The organism is Aeromonas sp. S13(2024) (genome assembly GCF_041402405.1).
Lineage (GTDB): Bacteria > Pseudomonadota > Gammaproteobacteria > Enterobacterales > Aeromonadaceae > Aeromonas > Aeromonas veronii.
Window position 1 is genome coordinate 1 of the sequence record NZ_JBGLRA010000002.1, and the last position, 18,610, is coordinate 18,610.

Below are 18,610 nucleotides of genomic sequence, written 5' to 3' on the forward strand. Positions count from 1 at the left end.
GCGCCAGTTTAAAAGTCAGCGAGTAATCGCGCTGTGTCCGTTTCACACCTTGTCCCATCGGGTTCTCCATTTATTGGGGGGAAAGGTGTAAACCATATTCAGGACGGGACACAGGTATAAAAAAAGGATGGCGTGACGTCATCCTTTTTCGTTGTGCTTGTGCTCTGGTAGTAGACAGCAGAGCAATCGCCCTTGGCTTAGGCCTTTTTAAGGTAGGCAGCAACCAGTACGATCTGCACGCCGTTGACCTTGCCTTCGATATGGAGCGGGTTGTTGGTCAGACGGATGCCCTTGACCAGGGTGCCGCGCTTGGCGGTGAAACCGGCGCCTTTCACGTCCAGATCCTTGATCAGGGTGACGGAGTCGCCCTCTTGCAGCACGGCGCCGTTGGAGTCAACAGTCGGTACGCTGTCGTCATCTTCGTCAGCAATACCAGCATCAGCCCAGGCCTTGGCTTCGTCTTCCATGTACATCATGTCCAGCAGATCCTGAGCCCACACTTCACCCTTGCCGGAGAGTGCTTTGAGCTGGCGCCATGCCATCACCTGCACCGCAGGCACCTGGCTCCACATGCTGTCACTCAGGCAACGCCAGTGGTTCACCACCAGGGTATCCGGTTGTTCCAGCTGACCACGGCAGGTGTCACAGATAGCAACGCTGTGATCATCGTCGCTGGCGGGGGAGTGAGGCACCACGAAGGCGGTCAGCGCCTGCTCGGCGCTGCACAGTTCACACTTGGCGCCCGCGCGCGCTTGCAGAATGGCGTTGATGGTCATGTTGTTGGTCCCATAGCTAGTGTAAAGCGACCCGCGTTGGGCGGGGCGCGTGAAAGAGGGGGCGGAATATAGCATAAAACCCCGTACTTTGTCAGGTCTGCCCTGGCTCACAAGGTTGGCTGTGCTGTTGCGCGGCGCTGATCGTCAGGTATTGAGAGTGCAATTTGAAGCGGGATCGCTAGAATGAGCCTCCTTTTTGACTGCAAGGCAGGGGCATTCGTGCTGGCTCAACGTTTTCAACAACTGGATCGACTGCTCACCCGCTACCGGCGCTGGTGGCAATATCAGCCATATCATCATTTGACCATGGCCTTTGCCGATGAGGCGCCCGAACTGGCGGCGCTGCTCAATGGGCTGACCTTTGCCCAGTTGGCGGAGCTCGATGCGGATATGGATGCACTCAGCACGCAGCTTGTCCCCTGGATTGCCGAGGGCGCCGAGCTGCAGCAACTCAGCCAGCTTGCCCCGTTTACCCCGGAGCCCATCACCTGCAGCAAGGAGATGGCGCTGCATATGCCGGGGCGCAAGCAGGCTCAGATCGAGTCGTTCACCGCCTGTCTGCCTGCCCATCAGGGCCCCTATCTGGAGTGGTGTGCTGGCAAGGGGCATCTTGGGCGGCTGGTGTCACTTCATCGACAGGCTCCGATCCTCAGTCTGGAGTTGCAAGGGCAGCTTTGTGACGAAGGTCGGCTGCTGGCCGAGCGGGATGGCGCCAATATGACCTTTACCTGCGCCGATGCTTTTGCCCCCGAGTCGGCGGCGCTGATCGCCCCCGAACATCACGCTATGGCACTCCATGCCTGCGGCGAGCTGCACACCCATCTGCTGGAGCGGGTGGCCGAGCGCAGTGCCCGCGGAGTGACCATCTCTCCCTGTTGTTACCACCTGATCCGTACCAGCCACTATCGCCCGCTGTCAGCCGCGGCCAGCGCCAGCGAGCTGGTGTTGAGCAAGGCGGATCTCAAGTTGCCGCTACAGGAGACGGTGACTGGCGGTGCGCGGATCGCCCGCCTGCGCGAGCAGGAAGTGGTGTGGCGGCTCGGGTTTGACTGCCTGCAGCGTCAGGTGCGCGGGGTGGATGAGTATCTGCCGGTGCCCAATATGCAAAAGAGTCTGCTGACCGGCACCTTCGAGGCATTCTGCGTTTGGGCTGCAGAGCGCAAAGGGATTGTGCTGCCCGCCGGGCTGGACTACCCCGCCTGGTTGGAACACGGGGAGCGCCGCTTTGGTGATGTCGCCCGCATGGAGCTGGTGCGCCACCTGTTTCGCCGTCCCCTCGAGATCTGGCTGGCGCTGGATCGCGCGCTCTTTTTGCAAGAGCAGGGCTATCGGGTCGAAGTGGGGGAGTTCTGTGCCAAACCCATGACCCCGCGCAATATCCTGATCCGTGCCGTGCGTGCCTGACATCCGGCTATTTTGAGCATTTTTCTTGAACATTGATGATTGCTGACAGGTTGAGCCTGTCAGCCATTTTTTTCATCACGAACAATGACCGTATGGCATGCCACCCGGCCGTCTCAACTGTTCTAAAAATGGGCGAAAGATCACGCTATGACGTTTTCGTTTGGGTTCTTTTTCTTTGTTTCAGCTGCACTGAATATCACAAGGTGAAATGGCTCACAAATTCTGCTTATTTCTTAATTCTCATCGTGAATTTAGTTGTTGAAACACCTACTCTTGGAACGCATTAATTCAAACAAGGACGATAAACATGTTCAAACCCAAGCGTTGTGCCTGGCTAATCGCTGCCGCCTGCGCATTGCCAAGCTATGCCGCAATGAGTGCAGCCATGAATATTCAACCCGATCCGCAAAATGCGGGAGGATATGTGATTGCGGCCCCGGATCTGGCCGCCGTGGAAAAAGCCAAGACGGCTAATCCCATGTATGCAATATGGGCCAAGGCATTGGCCACCCGGTCCAATAAAATCGTTGATGCCATTGAGCCGGGTCTGGCAAGTAATCCTGACAACGTAAAACGGGTTGAACGGGTATTTCCCCAATCTGAATGGGAATATTTAACCCAGATGGCAGCGCCGGAATATACTTATGTCCGCTTCTTGCGAGCCATCGGTAAATTCCCTGCGTTCTGTGGCGAATATACCGACGGTCGCGACTCTGATGCGATCTGTAAAAAATCCATTGTGACGGCCTTTGCCCACTTCTCTCAGGAGACCGGTGGCCATATTGCCAAGGAGAACGTCTCCGATAACCCGCTGGGGCTGGAGGAGTGGCAACAGGCGCTGGTGCATGTGCGGGAGATGGGCTGGTCAGAGGGACAGACCGGCTACACCACCGGCTGTGGCCAGAACGACTGGCAGAACAAGAAGTGGCCTTGCAGCACGGGTCAGGGGTACTTCGGCCGCGGCGCCAAGCAGCTTTCTTACCACTTCAACTACGGTGCCTTCTCCGAGGCGATGTTTGATGGCGATGCCTCCGTGCTGCTCAACAACCCGGGGCTGGTGGCTGACTCCTGGCTCAACCTCGCTTCTGCCATATGGTTTTTCCTCACCCCGCAGGCCCCGAAACCGGCCATGCTGCACGTGATTGATCGCACCTGGGTACCCTCCAAACGGGAAGTGGATGCCGGTATCGGCTACGGCTTTGGTACCACCATCAACGTCATCAACGGCGGCATCGAGTGTGGTGAACAGAACAAGGACAAGGGGCAGCCGGTCAATCGCATCCGCTATTGGGAAGGGCTGGCCAACCACTACCAGATCCCGATCAAGGCGGATGAGAAGAACACCTGCTGGCAGCAGACTCCCTATGGCAGCCTCAATCTCAACGGTGCTACCGACGTGCTCTATACCAACTGGGATGGCAACTGGAAGTACTATCCGGATCGCCCGGGCGGTTACTCCTTCGAGTGCGAGCTGGTGGGCTTTCAGACCGCTTATTCTGCGCTGGTGCCGGGTGATTACGAGAAGTGCGTGACCAACTTCTACGGCTCCCACGCCAACTGGCCGAAAGTGCGGGTTGTGGACAAACTGACTCCACCACCGGTCGATCCGAGTGAACCACCCATCGGTGGCAACCCGGCATGGGAAGCGACCAAGGTCTACACCGCTGGCAGCAAGGTGAGCTACAAGGGCGCCGTCTATCAGGCCAAATGGTGAACACAGGGGGATGATCCCGCCAAAGGCGGCCCCTGGGTTGTAGTTCCTGCCAAATAAGATGGCGTAATTTCACTCCCAAAGAGGAGAGGGCGGATAACTCCTTCTCCTCGTTAATTATCAACAGTGCATTACTGAATATTATCTTGTGTTTTTAATGGTGCTTATGTTCTAACTGATAAGGTGAGTTTCTATCTGAAAATTGAAATGAAATAGTGTTGAATCAAAGTTAAGAATAAAGTTTATATTCAGGTTCGTTAGCCCCCATAAACTAGCGTCTTATGATGAGCGTAGTGCGTTACTTGCGAATTCATTTTCCACCATAAAATGAAACATCTCATTGAGAATATGAGGAGTATCTTCTCTATTGGTAAACTGTCATTTATCACCTGAAATGGTGAGGTCTTGCTATATCACTCAGCTTTATCTCGGTACATTGTCGCTTATTCCCTTGAGAAAATAGATGTAAACGGCAGGTTTATATTGGTAATCTCTTTGGCTTGTGCAAAATTGCAACGAGGGGGAGAGATGAAGGGGGGTTGTCATTGCGGGGCGATCCGTTATGAGATGCTGACTGCACCTTTTGCGGCCGATTTTTGTCACTGTCGGGATTGCCAGCGCACCACGGGGGCACCGGTCGGGGCCTGGATGGACTTTCACGCCGAACAGGTGCAGTGGTTATGCGGCAAACCGACCGAGTATGCGTCTTCAGATTTTATCCGACGGGGATTTTGCGCCGAGTGTGGCTCCACCCTCACGTATCGCAGCACCCAGTACCCTGACTATCTCACGTTGGCTATCGCCTCTCTCGATAATCCAGAGGCTATTGCGCCAACCTATCACATCCATACTGACAGCCAGCTGCCCTGGTTGTCGATCCAGGACGAGCATCCCCGTTATCGTAAAGGGAAGTAAAACCAAGGTAGCCCCAACAAGGGAGGTTGACATGGAGCTGGTAGTTATCCGCCATGGCGAGACGCAAGCCAATGCGGAAGGACGGTATCAAGGTGCACTGGATATCGGGCTTAATGACGATGGCGTGCGCCAGATCTCTTGTCTGGCTGAGAAGGTGGCTGTGACAGAGCCGCCGTTCGATCGGCTGCTGGCGTCCCCCCTGCTGCGAACAAGGGAGAGTGCTGCCATCTTGTCTCGTCAGCTGGGATTGCCTGTGGAGCTTGTGCCTGCCTTTCGTGAGCGGGATGTCGGCCTGTTTGAAGGGCTAACGCAGGTAGAGGCAAGAACACGCTATCCCGAGCTGTGGGCGCGCAATATCACCCGGCGCTGGGCTGAATCTCCACCCGGTGGTGAAACCATTGATGAGGTGATTGCCCGGGTCTCGCAGGGACTAACAGAACTTGCTTCGACCATGCACGGGGAGCGGATATTGCTGGTGGCGCATGGTGTGGTCGCCAAGGTGATCCGTGCCGTAACGATTGCCGGATTTGATGACTTCTTCGAGTGGCAATTGCCCAACGGCGGCATGCTGTCGGTGAGGCTCTCTCTGGCTGATGGCGGCCCACTGCGCTTTAGCCGTCCCCTTGATGGTTGTGATTGAAAAGTGCACCAAAAGCAGAATGAAAAAAGCAGCGCTACCGAAGAGAGTAGCCTGCTTTTTGTGTACGTTGTGGTTGGTTATCTCTGCAGGCACTGGTTAGCAGTGTCACCAGAGGGAAGGGCGTGCGCCATCAGATTGGCTCCGGTTCCTCTTTGCGGCAGCAGTTGCGCCCCTGTTTCTTGGCCAGATAGAGGGCGGTGTCGGCTCGTCTAACCATCTTCTCTACAGTGTCATGGCTGCCCTTGCTGGCGCTGATCCCGATACTGATGGTGAGGGAGATCTCAAGAGCCCCCTCCAGTGCATGGTGCTGGGATTCGTGGATAGCCTGATCCGCTCGGCGCTGGCCCAGGCGAGCTCGAGGGAGGTTTCCGGTAGCAGCACGATAAACTCTTCGCCACCCCAGCGACCCAGCATGTCCACCTCCCGCAGCTGTTTGCAGATCCGTTTCACCAGACTCAGGATTGCCAGATCTCCCTGCTGATGGCCAAAGGTGTCGTTGACTTCCTTGAAGTGGTCGATATCGATCAGCAGCAGGCTCATGGTATGGCCAAAACGCTGGCAGCGTTGCATCTCGGCGTTGACCAGCTCGTTGAAGCGGCGCCGGTTGGCAATGCCGGTGAGGGGATCCGTGGTGGCGGCGACCTTCAACTCCTCCACCAGTCGGGCTCGCTCCGAGATATCCCGCAAGATGGCGGTCATCTCGGTGGTCGGGCCCAGATTGATCTTGGCGATAGTCACCTCCAGCGGAAATTCGCTACCGTCGCGGCGCAGACCCATCACCGAGGCGCGGGCATGCATCGGGCGCGAATTGATGGGGGAGCTGCTGAAAGCTTTGAAATAGGTTTCGTGATTGGCGCGAAAACGCTGTGGCAGCAGGGTTTCCAGCCGCTTGCCGAGATAGCTTTCGTCGATGCCGAACATCTCGCAGGCGGCGGTATTGATAAGCTCGATGCGTGACTCGCTGCTGACACTGATGATGCCGTCATAGGCGGAGTTGACCACCGCTTCGAAGCGACGGCGACTGGTGGTGAGCGCCTCTTCCAGCTGCATCCTGGCGGTGATGTCGATGGCGGTCACGATGATCCGGTTGATCCGTGCCTGCTCGGGGATGATGGGGGAGAGAATAAAGCGCCACCAACTGGTGCGCGAGAGGCTGTCGATGGGCAGCTCGCTCTCGAGCCCGGTCTGCATGCGCACACATTCGTGCATTGGCGGCTCGATGGTATTGGTGATGTAGCGGGGAAACATCTCGCTCAACTGTTTGCCAATGCTGCCAAGGACATCCAGCTCGAACGCCTTGGCAAAGGTATCGTTGGCAGAGACCAGCACAAAGTGATCATCCTTGTCGAGGCTGAACACCGCCACGGCTGCGCCGATGGCGTCGAGAGATGACTTTATGTCGGCATGGGAACCCTGTGTAAACATGCGACCTCCACGGCGAATAACATATTGATATTCAGTATAGTGTGGTCGTTTGGCTAACTACTCTTCGATATCCAGCAACACCAGAATGGCGCTGTCGCCACCCCATTCGCGGGGGGCCTGATGGAAGGCGCGCACATTGGGGTGCTGGGCCAGCCAGCTGGGAATGCGCTGCTTGAGAATATGTTTGCCGATGCCGTGCATCACCGAGGCGACGTGAATGTTCTCTTTCTGGCAGAGGGTGAGCAGGGCGGCCAGCTCCTGTTTTGCCTGCTGCTGGTTCATGCCGTGCAGATCCAGGTAGATCTCCGGCGGATAAATGCCCCGCTTGAGCTTTTTCAGCTCAAATTTTGACACATCTTCCCGCACGTAACGGGTCGGCCCATCATCGTCGAGATGGGGCTGATACTCATCGCTGAAATAGTGGTCAACCCCAAGCTTTTCGCGGGTTTCGCGCAATTCGCGTTTCTGCTTGACCGGGCGTAACTCGGCCCTTATGGTATCTTGCTTGATTTTCCGGGTACCTTTTATCGCATCGCGGAACAGCAGGGTTTCCTCGTCTGTCGGTGAGGGCGTTTTTTTCATCAGATGCTCATGTATTAGGTATGCGTCTTGCCCGCAACGTAAACGGGGCTCGGGCCGGATATTACTCGACTTGGAGGTGGATTTGGACAAGATATTTATCGATGAGGTGGTTGCCGAGATGCACACCATCCAGGACATGTTGCGTTGGGCCATGAGTCGTTTCAACGACGCCGGGATTTTTTACGGTCATGGAACCGACAACGCCTGGGATGAAGCTGTGCAGCTGGTACTGCCCGCGTTACATCTGCCACCGGATGTAGACCCTGCCATGCGCCACTCCCGTCTCACCAGCAGCGAGCGTCACCGTATCGCCGAGCTGATTATCCGCCGCGTACAGGAGCGGGTACCGGCCGCCTATCTGACCAACAAGGCCTGGTATGCCGGTTGGGAGTTCTACGTGGACGAGCGGGTGCTCATTCCCCGTTCCCCCATTGCCGAGATGGTGGCCAACCGTTTCGCGCCCTTCCTCAAACATGAACCGACCCGGATCATGGACCTGTGCACCGGCTCCGGCTGTATCGCCATCATCATGGCCCACGAGTTCCCGGAAGCGGAAGTCGATGCCATCGACATCAGCATCGATGCGCTGAACGTGGCCGAGCGCAATATCAACGATCACGGGCTGGAGCAGCAGGTCATTCCGATCCGCTCCGATCTGTTCCGCGATCTGCCGGCGGGCGACAAGTACGATCTCATCGTCTCCAATCCGCCCTATGTGGACTCCGAAGATATGTCGGATCTGCCGGACGAGTTCCGTCACGAGCCCGAGCTGGCGCTGGCGTCCGGCTCCGATGGTCTCAAGCTGACCAAGCGTCTACTGGCCCATGCGGCAGATTTCCTCAAGGATAAGGGCGTGCTGGTGGTCGAAGTGGGCAACAGCATGATCCATCTGGAAGCCCAGTTCCCCGAGATCCCCTTTACCTGGGTTGAATTCGAAAACGGCGGCCACGGCGTCTTTGTGATGACCCGTGACGAGCTGGTGCAGTATCAGGATCATTTCGCCATCTACAAGAACTAAGCAGGAGCGCGCATGGCAGGGAACAGTTTTGGTCAACTCTTTCGGGTCACTACCTTTGGCGAGAGCCACGGCCTGGCGCTGGGCGCCGTGGTCGATGGTTGCCCGCCTGGGCTGGAGATCAGCGAAGCGGATCTGCAGGGGGATCTGGATCGGCGCAAGCCGGGCACTTCTCGCTACACCACGCCGCGCCGTGAGCCGGATGAGGTGAAGATCCTCTCCGGGGTGTTCGAGGGCAAGACCACCGGCACCTCCATCGGGTTGCTTATCGAGAATACCGATCAGCGCTCCAAGGATTACTCCGACATCAAGGATCTGTTCCGGCCGGGTCACGCTGACTACACCTACCACCAGAAGTATGGTCAGCGGGACTATCGCGGCGGTGGTCGCTCCTCGGCACGCGAGACCGCGATGCGGGTAGCGGCGGGGGCCATTGCCAAGAAGTATCTGAAACAGGTGCATGGCATCGAGATCACCGGTTTTCTCTCCCAGCTCGGCCCCATCAAGGCTGAGGCGTTTGACGCGGCGCAGATTGAGCAGAATCCCTTCTTCTTCCCCGATGCGGGCAAGCTGGAAGAGCTCGATCAATACATGCGCGACCTGAAAAAAGAGGGCAACAGTATCGGTGCCAAAGTGCAGGTCATTGCCAGCAATGTGCCGGTGGGCCTGGGTGAGCCGGTGTTTGATCGCCTCGACGCCGATATCGCCCACGCCATGATGGGCATCAATGCGGTGAAAGGGGTGGAGATCGGTGACGGTTTCGCGGTAGTGGAGCAAAAAGGCTCCGAGCATCGCGACGAGATGACCCCGGCGGGCTTTGCCAGCAACCACGCGGGCGGCATTCTGGGTGGGATCTCGTCGGGTCAGGATATCGTGGTGAGCATGGCGCTCAAACCGACTTCCAGCATCACTGTGCCGGGAAAGACCATCAATACCGAAGGCGAGGCAATCGAGATGATCACCAAGGGTCGTCACGATCCTTGTGTCGGCATTCGCGCCGTGCCCATCGCCGAAGCCATGCTGGCGCTGGTGTTGATGGATCACCTGCTGCGCCATCGCGCCCAGAACCAGGGGGTGTTGACCCATACCCCGCAGCTGCGCTGATCGCTGTTGCTGCTTATCGACTGATCGCTCCCTGTTTGGGGAACAAGTTCGACAATACCAAAAAGGCGACCTTCGGGTCGCCTTTGCTATTTCAGGTGGCGGCTTATCCCGTCAATGCTTGCGGAGGGTGCGGGTCAACAGATCCGCGGCGCCCGGATCGGCATTGAGGCGACACCTTGGGGGCGAGAACTTGTTGTGGGGTTTGGGCAAGGCATGAATGGCCTCGTTGACTTTGAGGATCTGTTCTTCGCTCACGCTGTTTTTGGCAAACATCAAGCTGACCGGCTGGTGGTGTAGCAACAGTTGGCAGCTGATAAACTCTTCGGCCCCCAGCTGGGCCAGCCGGTAGCGAGCATATTGCCACTCCATGATGATGCCATCGAGGCGGCGAGCCAGCAGCAGATCGATCATCCGCTCATCGGCGTTGTATTCGGTCGCCATTTTAAGCGCCGGGCAGCTATCCATCTGATGCATGGGGCGAGTGCCGCGCAACTTGCCTATCTTGAGCCCTTTCTCGTTGCACAACGCGGGCAGATTATCGAGCTGCGCCCAGCGATCCTGATGGCCGGGAATCGGGTCATTGCTCAGCAGCACATAGGCACTCTGGCGGTAGGGGGTCGAGAAGCGGGCATAGCTCTGGCGCTCCGGCAGAGGGAGGGCAGCCATCGCCACATCCAGCTGATCGTGTTCTACCAGATGCAGTGCCCGCGCCCAGGGAAGCTCGCGAAACTTGGGGGCAAAGCCCGCCTGGGTGAGGATCTGGCGGGTCAGGCTGACATCCAGCCCATCCAGCTCACCCCGGTTGTTGATTTGGCTGAAGGGGGGCCAGTGACTCCAGGCCACGGTCAGGGTCTGACTGGCCTGCAGCATAGGGCTTAGCAGCAGAAGCAGCAGGCCAATCCTTGCCTGCCAGCTGCCGCGGGGACGATATGGCGTGGTCATAGCTAAACCTCGTTATTGTGTTCTTCTATCCCGTGCTTTTGCCCCGCGAGTCATGCCTGCGAGGGCTGATATTGTGTTGCCAGTTAATAGTGTGGTGCGTGTTACATCAATCAACGGGATTATTCGGGGGGCAGGAGGGGGATTTTCTGTTCGTGCTGGGAGGAACATCACATTTTTCTCGTTTATCCCGGGCAACTCCGTTAGACTGCGCCTCTATTCTTTCCCCTTTGCTCTGCTCCCCGGGGAAATCGTTGTTTTCTCAATAGGCCCAGATCTTGTGAGATGGCATCGGCTCAGCAGAGGAGCCCCACCACAAATCCCCGGCGCCCCTATCTCTAGCAGGTAACTATGAGTTTTACTTCCCTCGGTCTGGCCGAACCCTTGTTGCGTGCCGTTGCCGAACAAGGCTACGACACCCCGTCTCCCATTCAGCAGCAAGCGATCCCTGCCGTTCTGGCTGGCCGCGATCTGATGGCGGCGGCCCAAACAGGGACCGGCAAGACCGCAGGCTTTACCCTGCCGATGCTGCAACGTCTGATGGAGAGCAAGCGCAAGGTTTCTCCGAACCGCATTCGTGCGCTGGTGCTGACCCCGACTCGCGAGCTGGCCGCCCAAGTGGGCGAGAGCGTGCGTAACTACGGCAAACACCTGCCGATGCGCAGCCACGTCGTGTTCGGCGGCGTCAGCATCAATCCGCAGATGATGGCGACTCGCCGTGGTCTGGACGTGCTGGTGGCCTGTCCCGGCCGCCTGATGGATCTTTACAACCAGAACGCCGTCAAGTTCGACGAAGTGGAGATCCTGGTACTGGACGAAGCGGACCGCATGCTCGACATGGGCTTTATCCGCGACATCCGCCGCATCCTGGCCCTGATGCCGAAGAAGCGCCAGAACCTGCTCTTCTCCGCCACCTTCGCCGACGAGATCCGCGAACTGGCCACCGGTCTGCTGGATAACCCGGCGGTGATCGAAGTCGCCCCGCGCAACAGCACTGCCGAGCGTATCGAGCAGCTGGTGCATCCGTGCGACAAGGCCAACAAGATCGCGCTGCTGAGCCATCTGGTCACCAGCAACAACTGGCAGCAGGTACTGGTGTTCACCCGTACCAAGCACATGGCCAACCGTGTTGCCGAAACCCTCGACAAGAACGGCGTCAGCGCAGCCGCCATCCACGGCAACAAGAGCCAGGGTGCCCGTACTCGCGCGCTGGCCGGTTTCAAGGATGGTAGCGTCAAGGTGCTGGTGGCAACCGACATCGCCGCCCGTGGTCTGGACATCGACAAGTTGCCGCAAGTGGTCAACTTCGAGTTGCCTAACGTGGCGGAAGATTACGTGCACCGTATCGGTCGTACCGGCCGTGCAGGTGCTGCCGGTCACGCCATCTCGCTGGTGGCTGCCGATGAAGGCAAGCTTATCAAGGCGATCGAGCGTCTGACCAAGCAGAACATCCCGTGCGAGCAGGTGGCCGGTTTTGAAGCCTCCCGCGAGACCCTCGACAACATCGCCCGTGGTATCGGCGCGCCGCTGCGCAAAGAGCCCCGTGATCCGAGCGAGCAGCGCCGTGCGCCGCGTCCGCAAGGTCAAGGCCAGCGTCAAGGTGCCGGTCGTTCCGCCTCCAATGGCAATGCGGGTGGTGCACGTACCGGTAACGGTGGCAAGCCCAAGCCGCAAGGTGGTCAACGTCCGGCTGATGGCGCTGGCAAACCGGCTCAGGCCCGTCGCCCCCGTCGCTCTACCCACAACCAGTAAGCGGCTCGGGAGTTTGACTCCCCAGCTATGCGGTTGACTGAAAAGCCCTGCCAATCTGGCAGGGCTTTTTGTTTTTTCAGCCATGTAATCGGCACTGTGTGGTGCTGCGAGAACAGCGCTAGATGGCGGAGAGGTACTGCTTTTGCATTGCCAGCCAGCGGCCGTTATTGATAAACGCCAGCTGTACCTTGAGCAGGGCCGCAATTTCCGCCCGGTGCTTTTTATCGAGGTAGAGAAAGACCTGCTCTTTGGTGATCTTCTGCCAGGGGGACGCCAGTGCGGGTTGAGAGGCGGGGCGCATCTTGATGAGCCAGTCCACTTTGCCTCGATGCAGTTGGGCAAGCCCCTGCTTCTCATCGTTCAACCAGATGACCTGATAGTTGCCGAGGAAGCGTTCGCACCACTGGATGCCGCGCAGGCAGCCAATCACGGTACCCTCGGCAGGGGGCCAGCTCGGGTTATCCCGTGGCTGACCATAAATCGCCGCCTCCGAGATGGGGGCACCGATCTGCAGCAAGTGGGGATAGGTCTGATCAAAGCCCTTGATCCTGGCCATATCGCCATCGACGGCATGGTCTGCCTCAATCAACTTTTCGCAGCGGGCATAAGTGCAGGGGATCAACTGAAAGTCGATGCCGGCTCGGCCAAACCAGTCATGAATAAAAGGGCGCAATATCGCAGTGTGTTCGACCGCTGCCGCCAGCTTTAGCGGGGTTGCGTGGGCAACGGGAGTCAGCCCGACAAGCAGTAACCAGCCAATCCACTTCATATCGCACTCCTGAATCGGGCTTGTTCAAGCAGAACTGTTGCGACTATCTGTGCAGTAAAGAATAGCCGATGTGGATGGCTGCCAGACCGCTTCGCCAGCTATTCGTGACGGCCGGGTCAGGGGAGCAGCGCAGTGATCAGGATATGGACGGTGCTCACCAGGATCACAGTGAAGGTCAGCCCCATTCCCGCCACACGATAACGGAAGTTCTCCGGCGTGCGGCTCATGCCAAAGGCGTGGCAGAGGCGACCAAGCAGCAAGGCACTCCCCAGCAAATGAACCAGCCAGGGGGCATGGCTGCCGGTTTCGACGAAATAGATGAGCAGCAGGGCGAGGGGGACATACTCGGCAAAGTTGGCGTGTACCCGCATGGCCCGCAACATGGCGGGGTCATCCCCATGCCCCAGCGCCACCTTGCGGCTATGGCGGGTGCGAATGGTACGAATGCTCAGCAACACAAACAGCAGCGCGAGCAGGGCCGCGTAAACAGGCAGTATGGTCATGGTATCTGGATCCTTGTGTGATGATATCGAGTGGCTGGTGTTCAGAGACGTGATATTGCTCGGCATCTCAATGGCTTGCCTTGAGGGTAGCAGCAAACTGCCTTAGCACGACCGTCATCTATTCACTTGCCATCGGCCAAGCGCAGGCGCAAAAAAACAGCCCTGCCGAGGTGGCAGGGCTGTTTATTGATCATATTGATGGTGGGCAGAGCAGGGCCCCGTCATTACCCCTCATAAGGGAGGGAGGAGTGGTGCAGCACGATGCGCACCTTGCCATCATCCCCCTTCTTGAAACCCCAGGTCTTGTCGACTGTAGTTTCCTTGTTGTCGCGATCTACCAGATGTACCTTGCCCATGGTCAGCGCCATGTCGCCGTTGATATAGACGGCGGCATTGTCATAGCGATAGCTCTGCCAGTTTTTCAGGGCGAACCCTTTGTCGGTGGGGTAGGCGCTGTTGTTGCCGACAAAGTAGGCCAGCGCCCCCTCGCGGTTGGTGCGAAAGGTCTGCTCGCCACCGGCGAGGGTGGGTTTGAACAGCACCGGCCCCTGCTGGTAGCCATAAGCGCTGTCGAGCACCGACTCGGCAGTCGCCTTGGCGCGCTCAATCCCACCGGCGCGATAGTCATCGCTGATCTTGATAAGCGCCGCGCCCCAACCATCCTGCGCGGCCTTGATCTCCGCCTCGGTAATATTGTTGTTGGCGATTTCGGCGGCGCTAAGTGCGCCGCTGGCGGCAAGCAGGACGAGGGCAAGGGTGCTCTTCTTGAGGTGCAACATCATTGTTTTCAAACTCCTGAACGCGATAAACGAGCGGGCAGTGTAGCGAAGGGGCATGAACGGTTTTTGAACTGATTATTCAGGATTGGGTAGTAAAAAGGTCGGTATATAGCTGAAGGTTTGGGGGATGGTTAGATGGCGTGTGTTGTTTGTTCGACAGATGGGGGGCGAGAGAGTTACATGGATGAGTGCATCTAGAGGTGGTTATAAGTTGTATCTGCATCAGCGAACTAAATATTATTCTTTCATTTCGTTAGTATCATAAAACTGATCTCCATCAAAAAACAGGTTTAAATCAGAGCTGTAGATAACTTTATGCTCACTAAATTGGTTTGCGTTTGATACCCTGTATGTACACACGACTCCTATCCAGAGTCATGAAAAACAAGTGAGTTGTATCGGATGGTTGTATCAATATTAATATAACTTAATATTGCTTACATGAGGCGATTCTATGTGGTTGCTTTTATCCTGATATTAATGGAGGTCAGTTTTTCATGGTGAGATAAGTAGGTGGGATTTTATTTAAATGGGATGGGTAAATATGCTTTTTTTGGCCATCTATTTTGGTCTGAATAAATAAGAGGCACTATGAAATTTGCAATTGTAGACCATGTTAAAAAAGAGGCATTTAAAGGTGGGTTAGGTATATGCATCTGTTGTGGAAGTGAAACAATTGCAAAATGTGGTCGTTTCAAAGTGCATCATTGGGCTCATAAATCAAAAGTAAACTGTGACCCTTGGTGGGAAAATGAGGGAGAATGGCATCGAAAATGGAAAAGTTATTTTCCAGTAGAGTCACAGGAAATAGTATTCAGCCAACCGATCACTAATGAGAAACATATCGCAGATGTGTTTACTAATGGTGTGGTTATTGAAATGCAGAGCTATTCGATAAAAGACGAGGAAGCTCGTTTAAGAGAGACGTTTTATAATAAAATGATTTGGATAGTAGATGGTTGCAAAAATGATTTCGATAGAATAAATTTTGGTTTAAGTGTTGGTGCAGCTCATACAGAAGATACTTCTCTACGTATGTTGAGATGGCATGGTCGCAGTAAGATATTTGCTAAGTGGTCTCAAGCTACGAAACCAGTTTATTTTGATTTTGGAACGGATTTAGTTTGGCTGCTATTACAATTTGATCCAGAGAGTAAAAAAGGTATGGTCAAAGCGATATCGAAGGAGCAGCTAGTAAATCAACTTGGTGGGAGATATTACTAGCGATTATTTTTAGGTATCTTAACCCTTTGAAGATTAACATGCACTTTTTAACGATCTCACCAACACAAAGCCCCGCCAATCAGATTGGCGGGGCTTTGTTGTTTGGGAATTACCTATCGGCGAGGGCTATAGCGCGGGCAGCAGCCCCATACTGACGCTGACCTGTACGCCGACAATCAGTAAGCCCATGGCGGCGGCCACTCCAAGCGCCACTACGCCACCTGGGGCGCGGTAGTGGTGGGCAGGTGCCTGTTTGCGGCTCTGCCATACCAGCGCCACCGGCAGCAGTACCGCCAGGATCGCCAGCGCAATGGCTGCGTAGCCGAGGGCCATGATAAAGCCCTGCGGGAAGTAGAGGGCAAACAGCAATGGCGGCACGAAGGTGATGAGGCCGGTCTGGGTGCGGCCCTGCCAGTTGTCCTTGCGGCGGGTCACCTTGGCCATAAAGTCGAACAGCCCCAGCGTCACCCCGAGGAAGGAGGTGGCGAGCGCCAGATCGGCAAACAGGTGCATCGCCTGATTAAACGCGGGCCAGCTCACCAGCTTGCCGACGTTGGCCAGCAGGCTGTCCAGCGCGCCGCCGGTTTGCAGCAGGGCTTGCTGGCCGAGCAGACCGAGGATCGCCACCTGCCACAGCACGTAGAGGATCAGCGGCAGGGCTGAGCCCCAGACAAAGACCCGACGCAACTGCTTGGGGCAGTCACCGAGGTAAAGCATCACACTCGGAATGGAGCCGTGAAAGCCGAACGAGGTGAAGATGACCGGCAGGCCCGCCAGCAACAGGCCCTGACCCAGCGGCATCGAGAGCAGATGCTGCCCTTCGGTGCGGGGCAGCAGCAACGCCAGCACCACCACCATGATCACCAGTTTGACGGTGAACATCAGCCGGTTGAGGTAATCCACCGAGCGGGTACCGACACAGACCATGCCGCCAAACAGCAGAGTAAAGGCCCAGGCGGCCTGCTCCTGGCTGAGGGGCATGCCCGCATCGGCCAGCGCCTGTGCCAGCAGGCTGCTGCCGCCGCTGATGTAGGCGGAGGCCAGCGAGTAGAACAGCATCAGGATACAGAAGGAGGCGATGCGCTTGCCCCAGGGGCCGAGCAGATGATCCGCCAGCTGGTGCAGGTACCACTTGCCGGTGTTCAGGCTTGCCTCTACTTGCAGCATGGCGGTGAAGGCCATCAGAGCCCAGAGGCCGACCATCAACATCAGGGTGGCGGGGCCGCCGAGGGAGGAGGAGGCCAGCGGCAGGGCCAGCATGCCGGCGCCTATAGTGGTGCCGGCAATCAACAGGGTACAACCCAGGGTTTTGGTATTCATGTTATCCATCCGAACGTAGCGGTGTCAGTGCAAACAGGCGATGTCAGCATTGACGTCAACAAGAGGGGGCCAATTGGCGTTATCAGAAGGTGCCTCCGGTGATAGGGCCGGAGGCTAGCAATATCGGAACGGGAACATCTGTACCTAAAACCTGTCAGTTGTAAAAGATGGTTGCCACGTTAGCGGATCAAAATAGCGGAAACAACCCCTTTTATACGGATTTTGTACTGGCTTGTGGCAACAAGTGGAAATAAATGATGACAGTGGTAGCTAATTGCAGAAAAAAGCGCCGAAAAAATGACTGGCAGTGGCTCATTGATACAGGTCAGCGAAGTGGTTGCAGCACGGATGGGGGAGTGCCTTGTCGTGGCGTTGGCGTTTATTTGCGGGGTGAAAGGAGTGTGGAGGCCGGTTGTTTAGTTGGTCAGGTGGTAGAGAAAGCCAAGCGGGCGGGTAGGGTTGTGGGGGAAAACAATAAGGCTGCCAATCCTGGCAGCCTTATTGTCATCTGTTCGTTTTACCAACCCATTGACAGCAAATCGGGTCTGCTTCGAGCAGGTTAGCGGCGGCGCTTGAGGGTGCGGCTCACATAGTGCAGCCCGGTCTGGTATTCGCCGTTCACCGCCTTGAGCGCCAGATCCAGCGCCTGGCTCGCCAGCGCGTCGTGCTGCTGGGGCAGGGAGTTGATGCCAAAGGGGAGGAAGTCAAGCAGGCGATCGTCCCCGAAGGTGGCCATGGCGAGCTGGCTCATATCGATCTCTTGTTCCAACAGGTAGTCGAGTACCCCTTCCATCAGGATATAGGAAGTAGTGATCAGCGCTTCGGGCAGCTGACCCAGCTGCTGGTGCAGATCCTTGATCAGGCGATACCCCTCAAGGCGGGAGAAGTGATCCCCCTCACACAGATGGCGAGCCGCGCTGTGACTGGCGACCGCCTGCTCGAAACCGGCTTGGCGCTCCTGACTGATCGTGAGCGCCGGCAGCGCGGTGATCAATGCGATATGGCGTAAGTTCGGGGTGAGCAGGGAGCTGGTGAGATCAAAGCTCGCTTTCTCGTTTTCACTGGCGACGGTGACGAACTTGTCGGCGGCCATCGCCCGGTCGATGGCGAGGATTTGGCTGCCTTGCGCCTGCAATTTGCCGTAGAAGGGGTCGTCTGGCGGCAGGCAACTGGCGACCAGCAGGGCGTCCACATGGCGGCTCACCAGCATCTGGGCCAGCTCTTTTTCGGTGGCGGGCTCATCTTCCGAGCAGACGATCAGCAGCTGATATCCCTGCGCCCGGGCCCCCTGTTCCAGCCGTTTGGCCAGCTTGGCGTAACTGGCGTTCTCAAGGTCGGGCAGGATAAAGCCCAGAGTCTTGGTCTGGCCGCCGCGCAGGGAGGCGGCGCGGCTGTCCGGCTGATAGTTATGGGCGGTGACCACGGCCATCACCTTGTCGCGGGTAGCCTGACTGATGCGGTATTGGTCGGCCTTGCCATTGATCACATAGCTTGCCGTGGTGCGCGAGACACCGGCGAGGGCGGCGATTTCATCCAGTTTCATCATATTGGCTCTGTTTGAGTTGCAAGGCCCACGGTCACTGCCGGGTGAGGGCACCGAAAAGTGTGCGCGGGATCATATCATTGAAAAGCACTCTTTGTGGGTACTTGATCAATTCGCTGAAACGATTCAGTCTGAGTGTAAGTGAAACGATTCAGCCTGTCAGCAACGAAGAGACCCAGTGGCCTGAAAATCGGGCCCCGATCACAGTG

At 56.9% G+C, this 18,610-nt stretch carries 16 protein-coding genes and 1 pseudogene; 8 read left to right on the forward strand and 9 right to left on the reverse strand.

The window, feature by feature from the left end; all coding sequences use genetic code 11:
- Positions 1–197: 197 nt before the first annotated feature.
- On the reverse strand, positions 198–776 hold the full coding sequence (locus tag ACB042_RS03735; RefSeq protein ID WP_198303944.1) for an alkylphosphonate utilization protein: 579 nt from the start codon (positions 774–776) through the stop codon (positions 198–200).
- 183 nt (positions 777–959) lie between these two features.
- Between ACB042_RS03735 and ACB042_RS03740 the strand changes: the two genes are divergently transcribed.
- The 4 genes from ACB042_RS03740 (at position 960) to ACB042_RS03755 (ending at position 5,446) form a co-directional block, all read left to right on the forward strand.
- Positions 960–2,180, forward strand: coding sequence for a methyltransferase (locus tag ACB042_RS03740; protein ID WP_371177836.1), 1,221 nt, complete (start codon positions 960–962; stop codon positions 2,178–2,180).
- A gap of 307 nt (positions 2,181–2,487) precedes the next feature.
- Positions 2,488–3,894 (forward strand): chitinase, encoded by a 1,407-nt coding sequence (locus ACB042_RS03745; RefSeq protein ID WP_371177837.1) that lies wholly within the window; start codon positions 2,488–2,490, stop codon positions 3,892–3,894.
- A 564-nt stretch (positions 3,895–4,458) separates the two neighbouring features.
- Entirely contained in the window at positions 4,459–4,806 is a 348-nt protein-coding gene (locus ACB042_RS03750; RefSeq protein ID WP_118853807.1) for a GFA family protein, read from the forward strand.
- Positions 4,807–4,837: 31 nt separating this feature from the next.
- Positions 4,838–5,446, forward strand: a complete 609-nt coding sequence (locus ACB042_RS03755) for a histidine phosphatase family protein (protein ID WP_279462767.1) — start codon at positions 4,838–4,840, stop codon at positions 5,444–5,446.
- Between the two features lie 130 nt (positions 5,447–5,576).
- On the opposite strand, the pseudogene ACB042_RS03760 reads toward ACB042_RS03755, so the two are convergent.
- Together ACB042_RS03760 and smrB are read right to left on the reverse strand one after the other, a co-directional pair.
- A pseudogene (locus ACB042_RS03760) lies at positions 5,577–6,871 on the reverse strand (diguanylate cyclase).
- 57 nt (positions 6,872–6,928) lie between these two features.
- Positions 6,929–7,453 carry an endonuclease SmrB gene (gene smrB / locus ACB042_RS03765; RefSeq protein WP_005333198.1) on the reverse strand — a complete coding sequence of 175 codons (525 nt, stop codon included), beginning with the start codon at positions 7,451–7,453 and terminating at the stop codon, positions 6,929–6,931.
- A gap of 82 nt (positions 7,454–7,535) precedes the next feature.
- Between smrB and prmB the strand changes: the two genes are divergently transcribed.
- Both prmB and aroC read left to right on the forward strand, forming a co-directional pair.
- The gene (gene prmB / locus ACB042_RS03770) at positions 7,536–8,471 is read left to right on the forward strand and encodes a 50S ribosomal protein L3 N(5)-glutamine methyltransferase (RefSeq protein ID WP_005333197.1); all 936 of its coding nucleotides are present in this window, start codon (positions 7,536–7,538) and stop codon (positions 8,469–8,471) included.
- Positions 8,472–8,483: 12 nt separating this feature from the next.
- Positions 8,484–9,572 carry a chorismate synthase gene (aroC, locus tag ACB042_RS03775; RefSeq protein ID WP_005345334.1) on the forward strand — a complete coding sequence of 363 codons (1,089 nt, stop codon included), beginning with the start codon at positions 8,484–8,486 and terminating at the stop codon, positions 9,570–9,572.
- A gap of 111 nt (positions 9,573–9,683) precedes the next feature.
- Here aroC and ACB042_RS03780 read toward each other — a convergent pair whose 3' ends face one another.
- Positions 9,684–10,514 carry an ABC transporter substrate-binding protein gene (locus ACB042_RS03780; RefSeq protein ID WP_199415852.1) on the reverse strand — a complete coding sequence of 277 codons (831 nt, stop codon included), beginning with the start codon at positions 10,512–10,514 and terminating at the stop codon, positions 9,684–9,686.
- A 348-nt stretch (positions 10,515–10,862) separates the two neighbouring features.
- On the opposite strand from ACB042_RS03780, the gene ACB042_RS03785 reads away from it, so the two are divergent.
- Positions 10,863–12,263: a DEAD/DEAH box helicase gene (locus tag ACB042_RS03785; RefSeq protein WP_005333194.1), complete on the forward strand. Its 1,401-nt coding sequence runs from the start codon at positions 10,863–10,865 to the stop codon at positions 12,261–12,263.
- 118 nt (positions 12,264–12,381) lie between these two features.
- Here the strand turns inward: ACB042_RS03785 and ACB042_RS03790 are convergent, their stop codons facing one another.
- The 3 genes from ACB042_RS03790 to ACB042_RS03800 all read right to left on the reverse strand — a co-directional run bounded on the left by ACB042_RS03790 (position 12,382) and on the right by ACB042_RS03800 (position 14,317).
- Complete coding sequence (locus tag ACB042_RS03790; RefSeq protein WP_088868985.1) at positions 12,382–13,032, reverse strand: hypothetical protein; 651 nt, start codon at positions 13,030–13,032, stop codon at positions 12,382–12,384.
- 116 nt (positions 13,033–13,148) lie between these two features.
- On the reverse strand, positions 13,149–13,535 hold the full coding sequence (locus ACB042_RS03795; RefSeq protein ID WP_335841330.1) for an MAPEG family protein: 387 nt from the start codon (positions 13,533–13,535) through the stop codon (positions 13,149–13,151).
- A gap of 224 nt (positions 13,536–13,759) precedes the next feature.
- Positions 13,760–14,317: a hypothetical protein gene (locus ACB042_RS03800; RefSeq protein ID WP_058057663.1), complete on the reverse strand. Its 558-nt coding sequence runs from the start codon at positions 14,315–14,317 to the stop codon at positions 13,760–13,762.
- A gap of 588 nt (positions 14,318–14,905) precedes the next feature.
- Here ACB042_RS03800 and ACB042_RS03805 point away from each other — a divergent pair.
- Entirely contained in the window at positions 14,906–15,538 is a 633-nt protein-coding gene (locus ACB042_RS03805) for a competence protein CoiA (RefSeq protein ID WP_201956927.1), read from the forward strand.
- A gap of 126 nt (positions 15,539–15,664) precedes the next feature.
- Here the strand turns inward: ACB042_RS03805 and ACB042_RS03810 are convergent, their stop codons facing one another.
- A complete protein-coding gene (locus ACB042_RS03810) occupies positions 15,665–16,858 on the reverse strand; it encodes an aromatic amino acid transport family protein (RefSeq protein ID WP_216948658.1) in 1,194 nt (397 codons plus the stop codon).
- Positions 16,859–17,417: 559 nt separating this feature from the next.
- Positions 17,418–18,404, reverse strand: coding sequence for a catabolite repressor/activator (cra, locus tag ACB042_RS03815; protein ID WP_371177838.1), 987 nt, complete (start codon positions 18,402–18,404; stop codon positions 17,418–17,420).
- Positions 18,405–18,610: the final 206 nt, after the last annotated feature.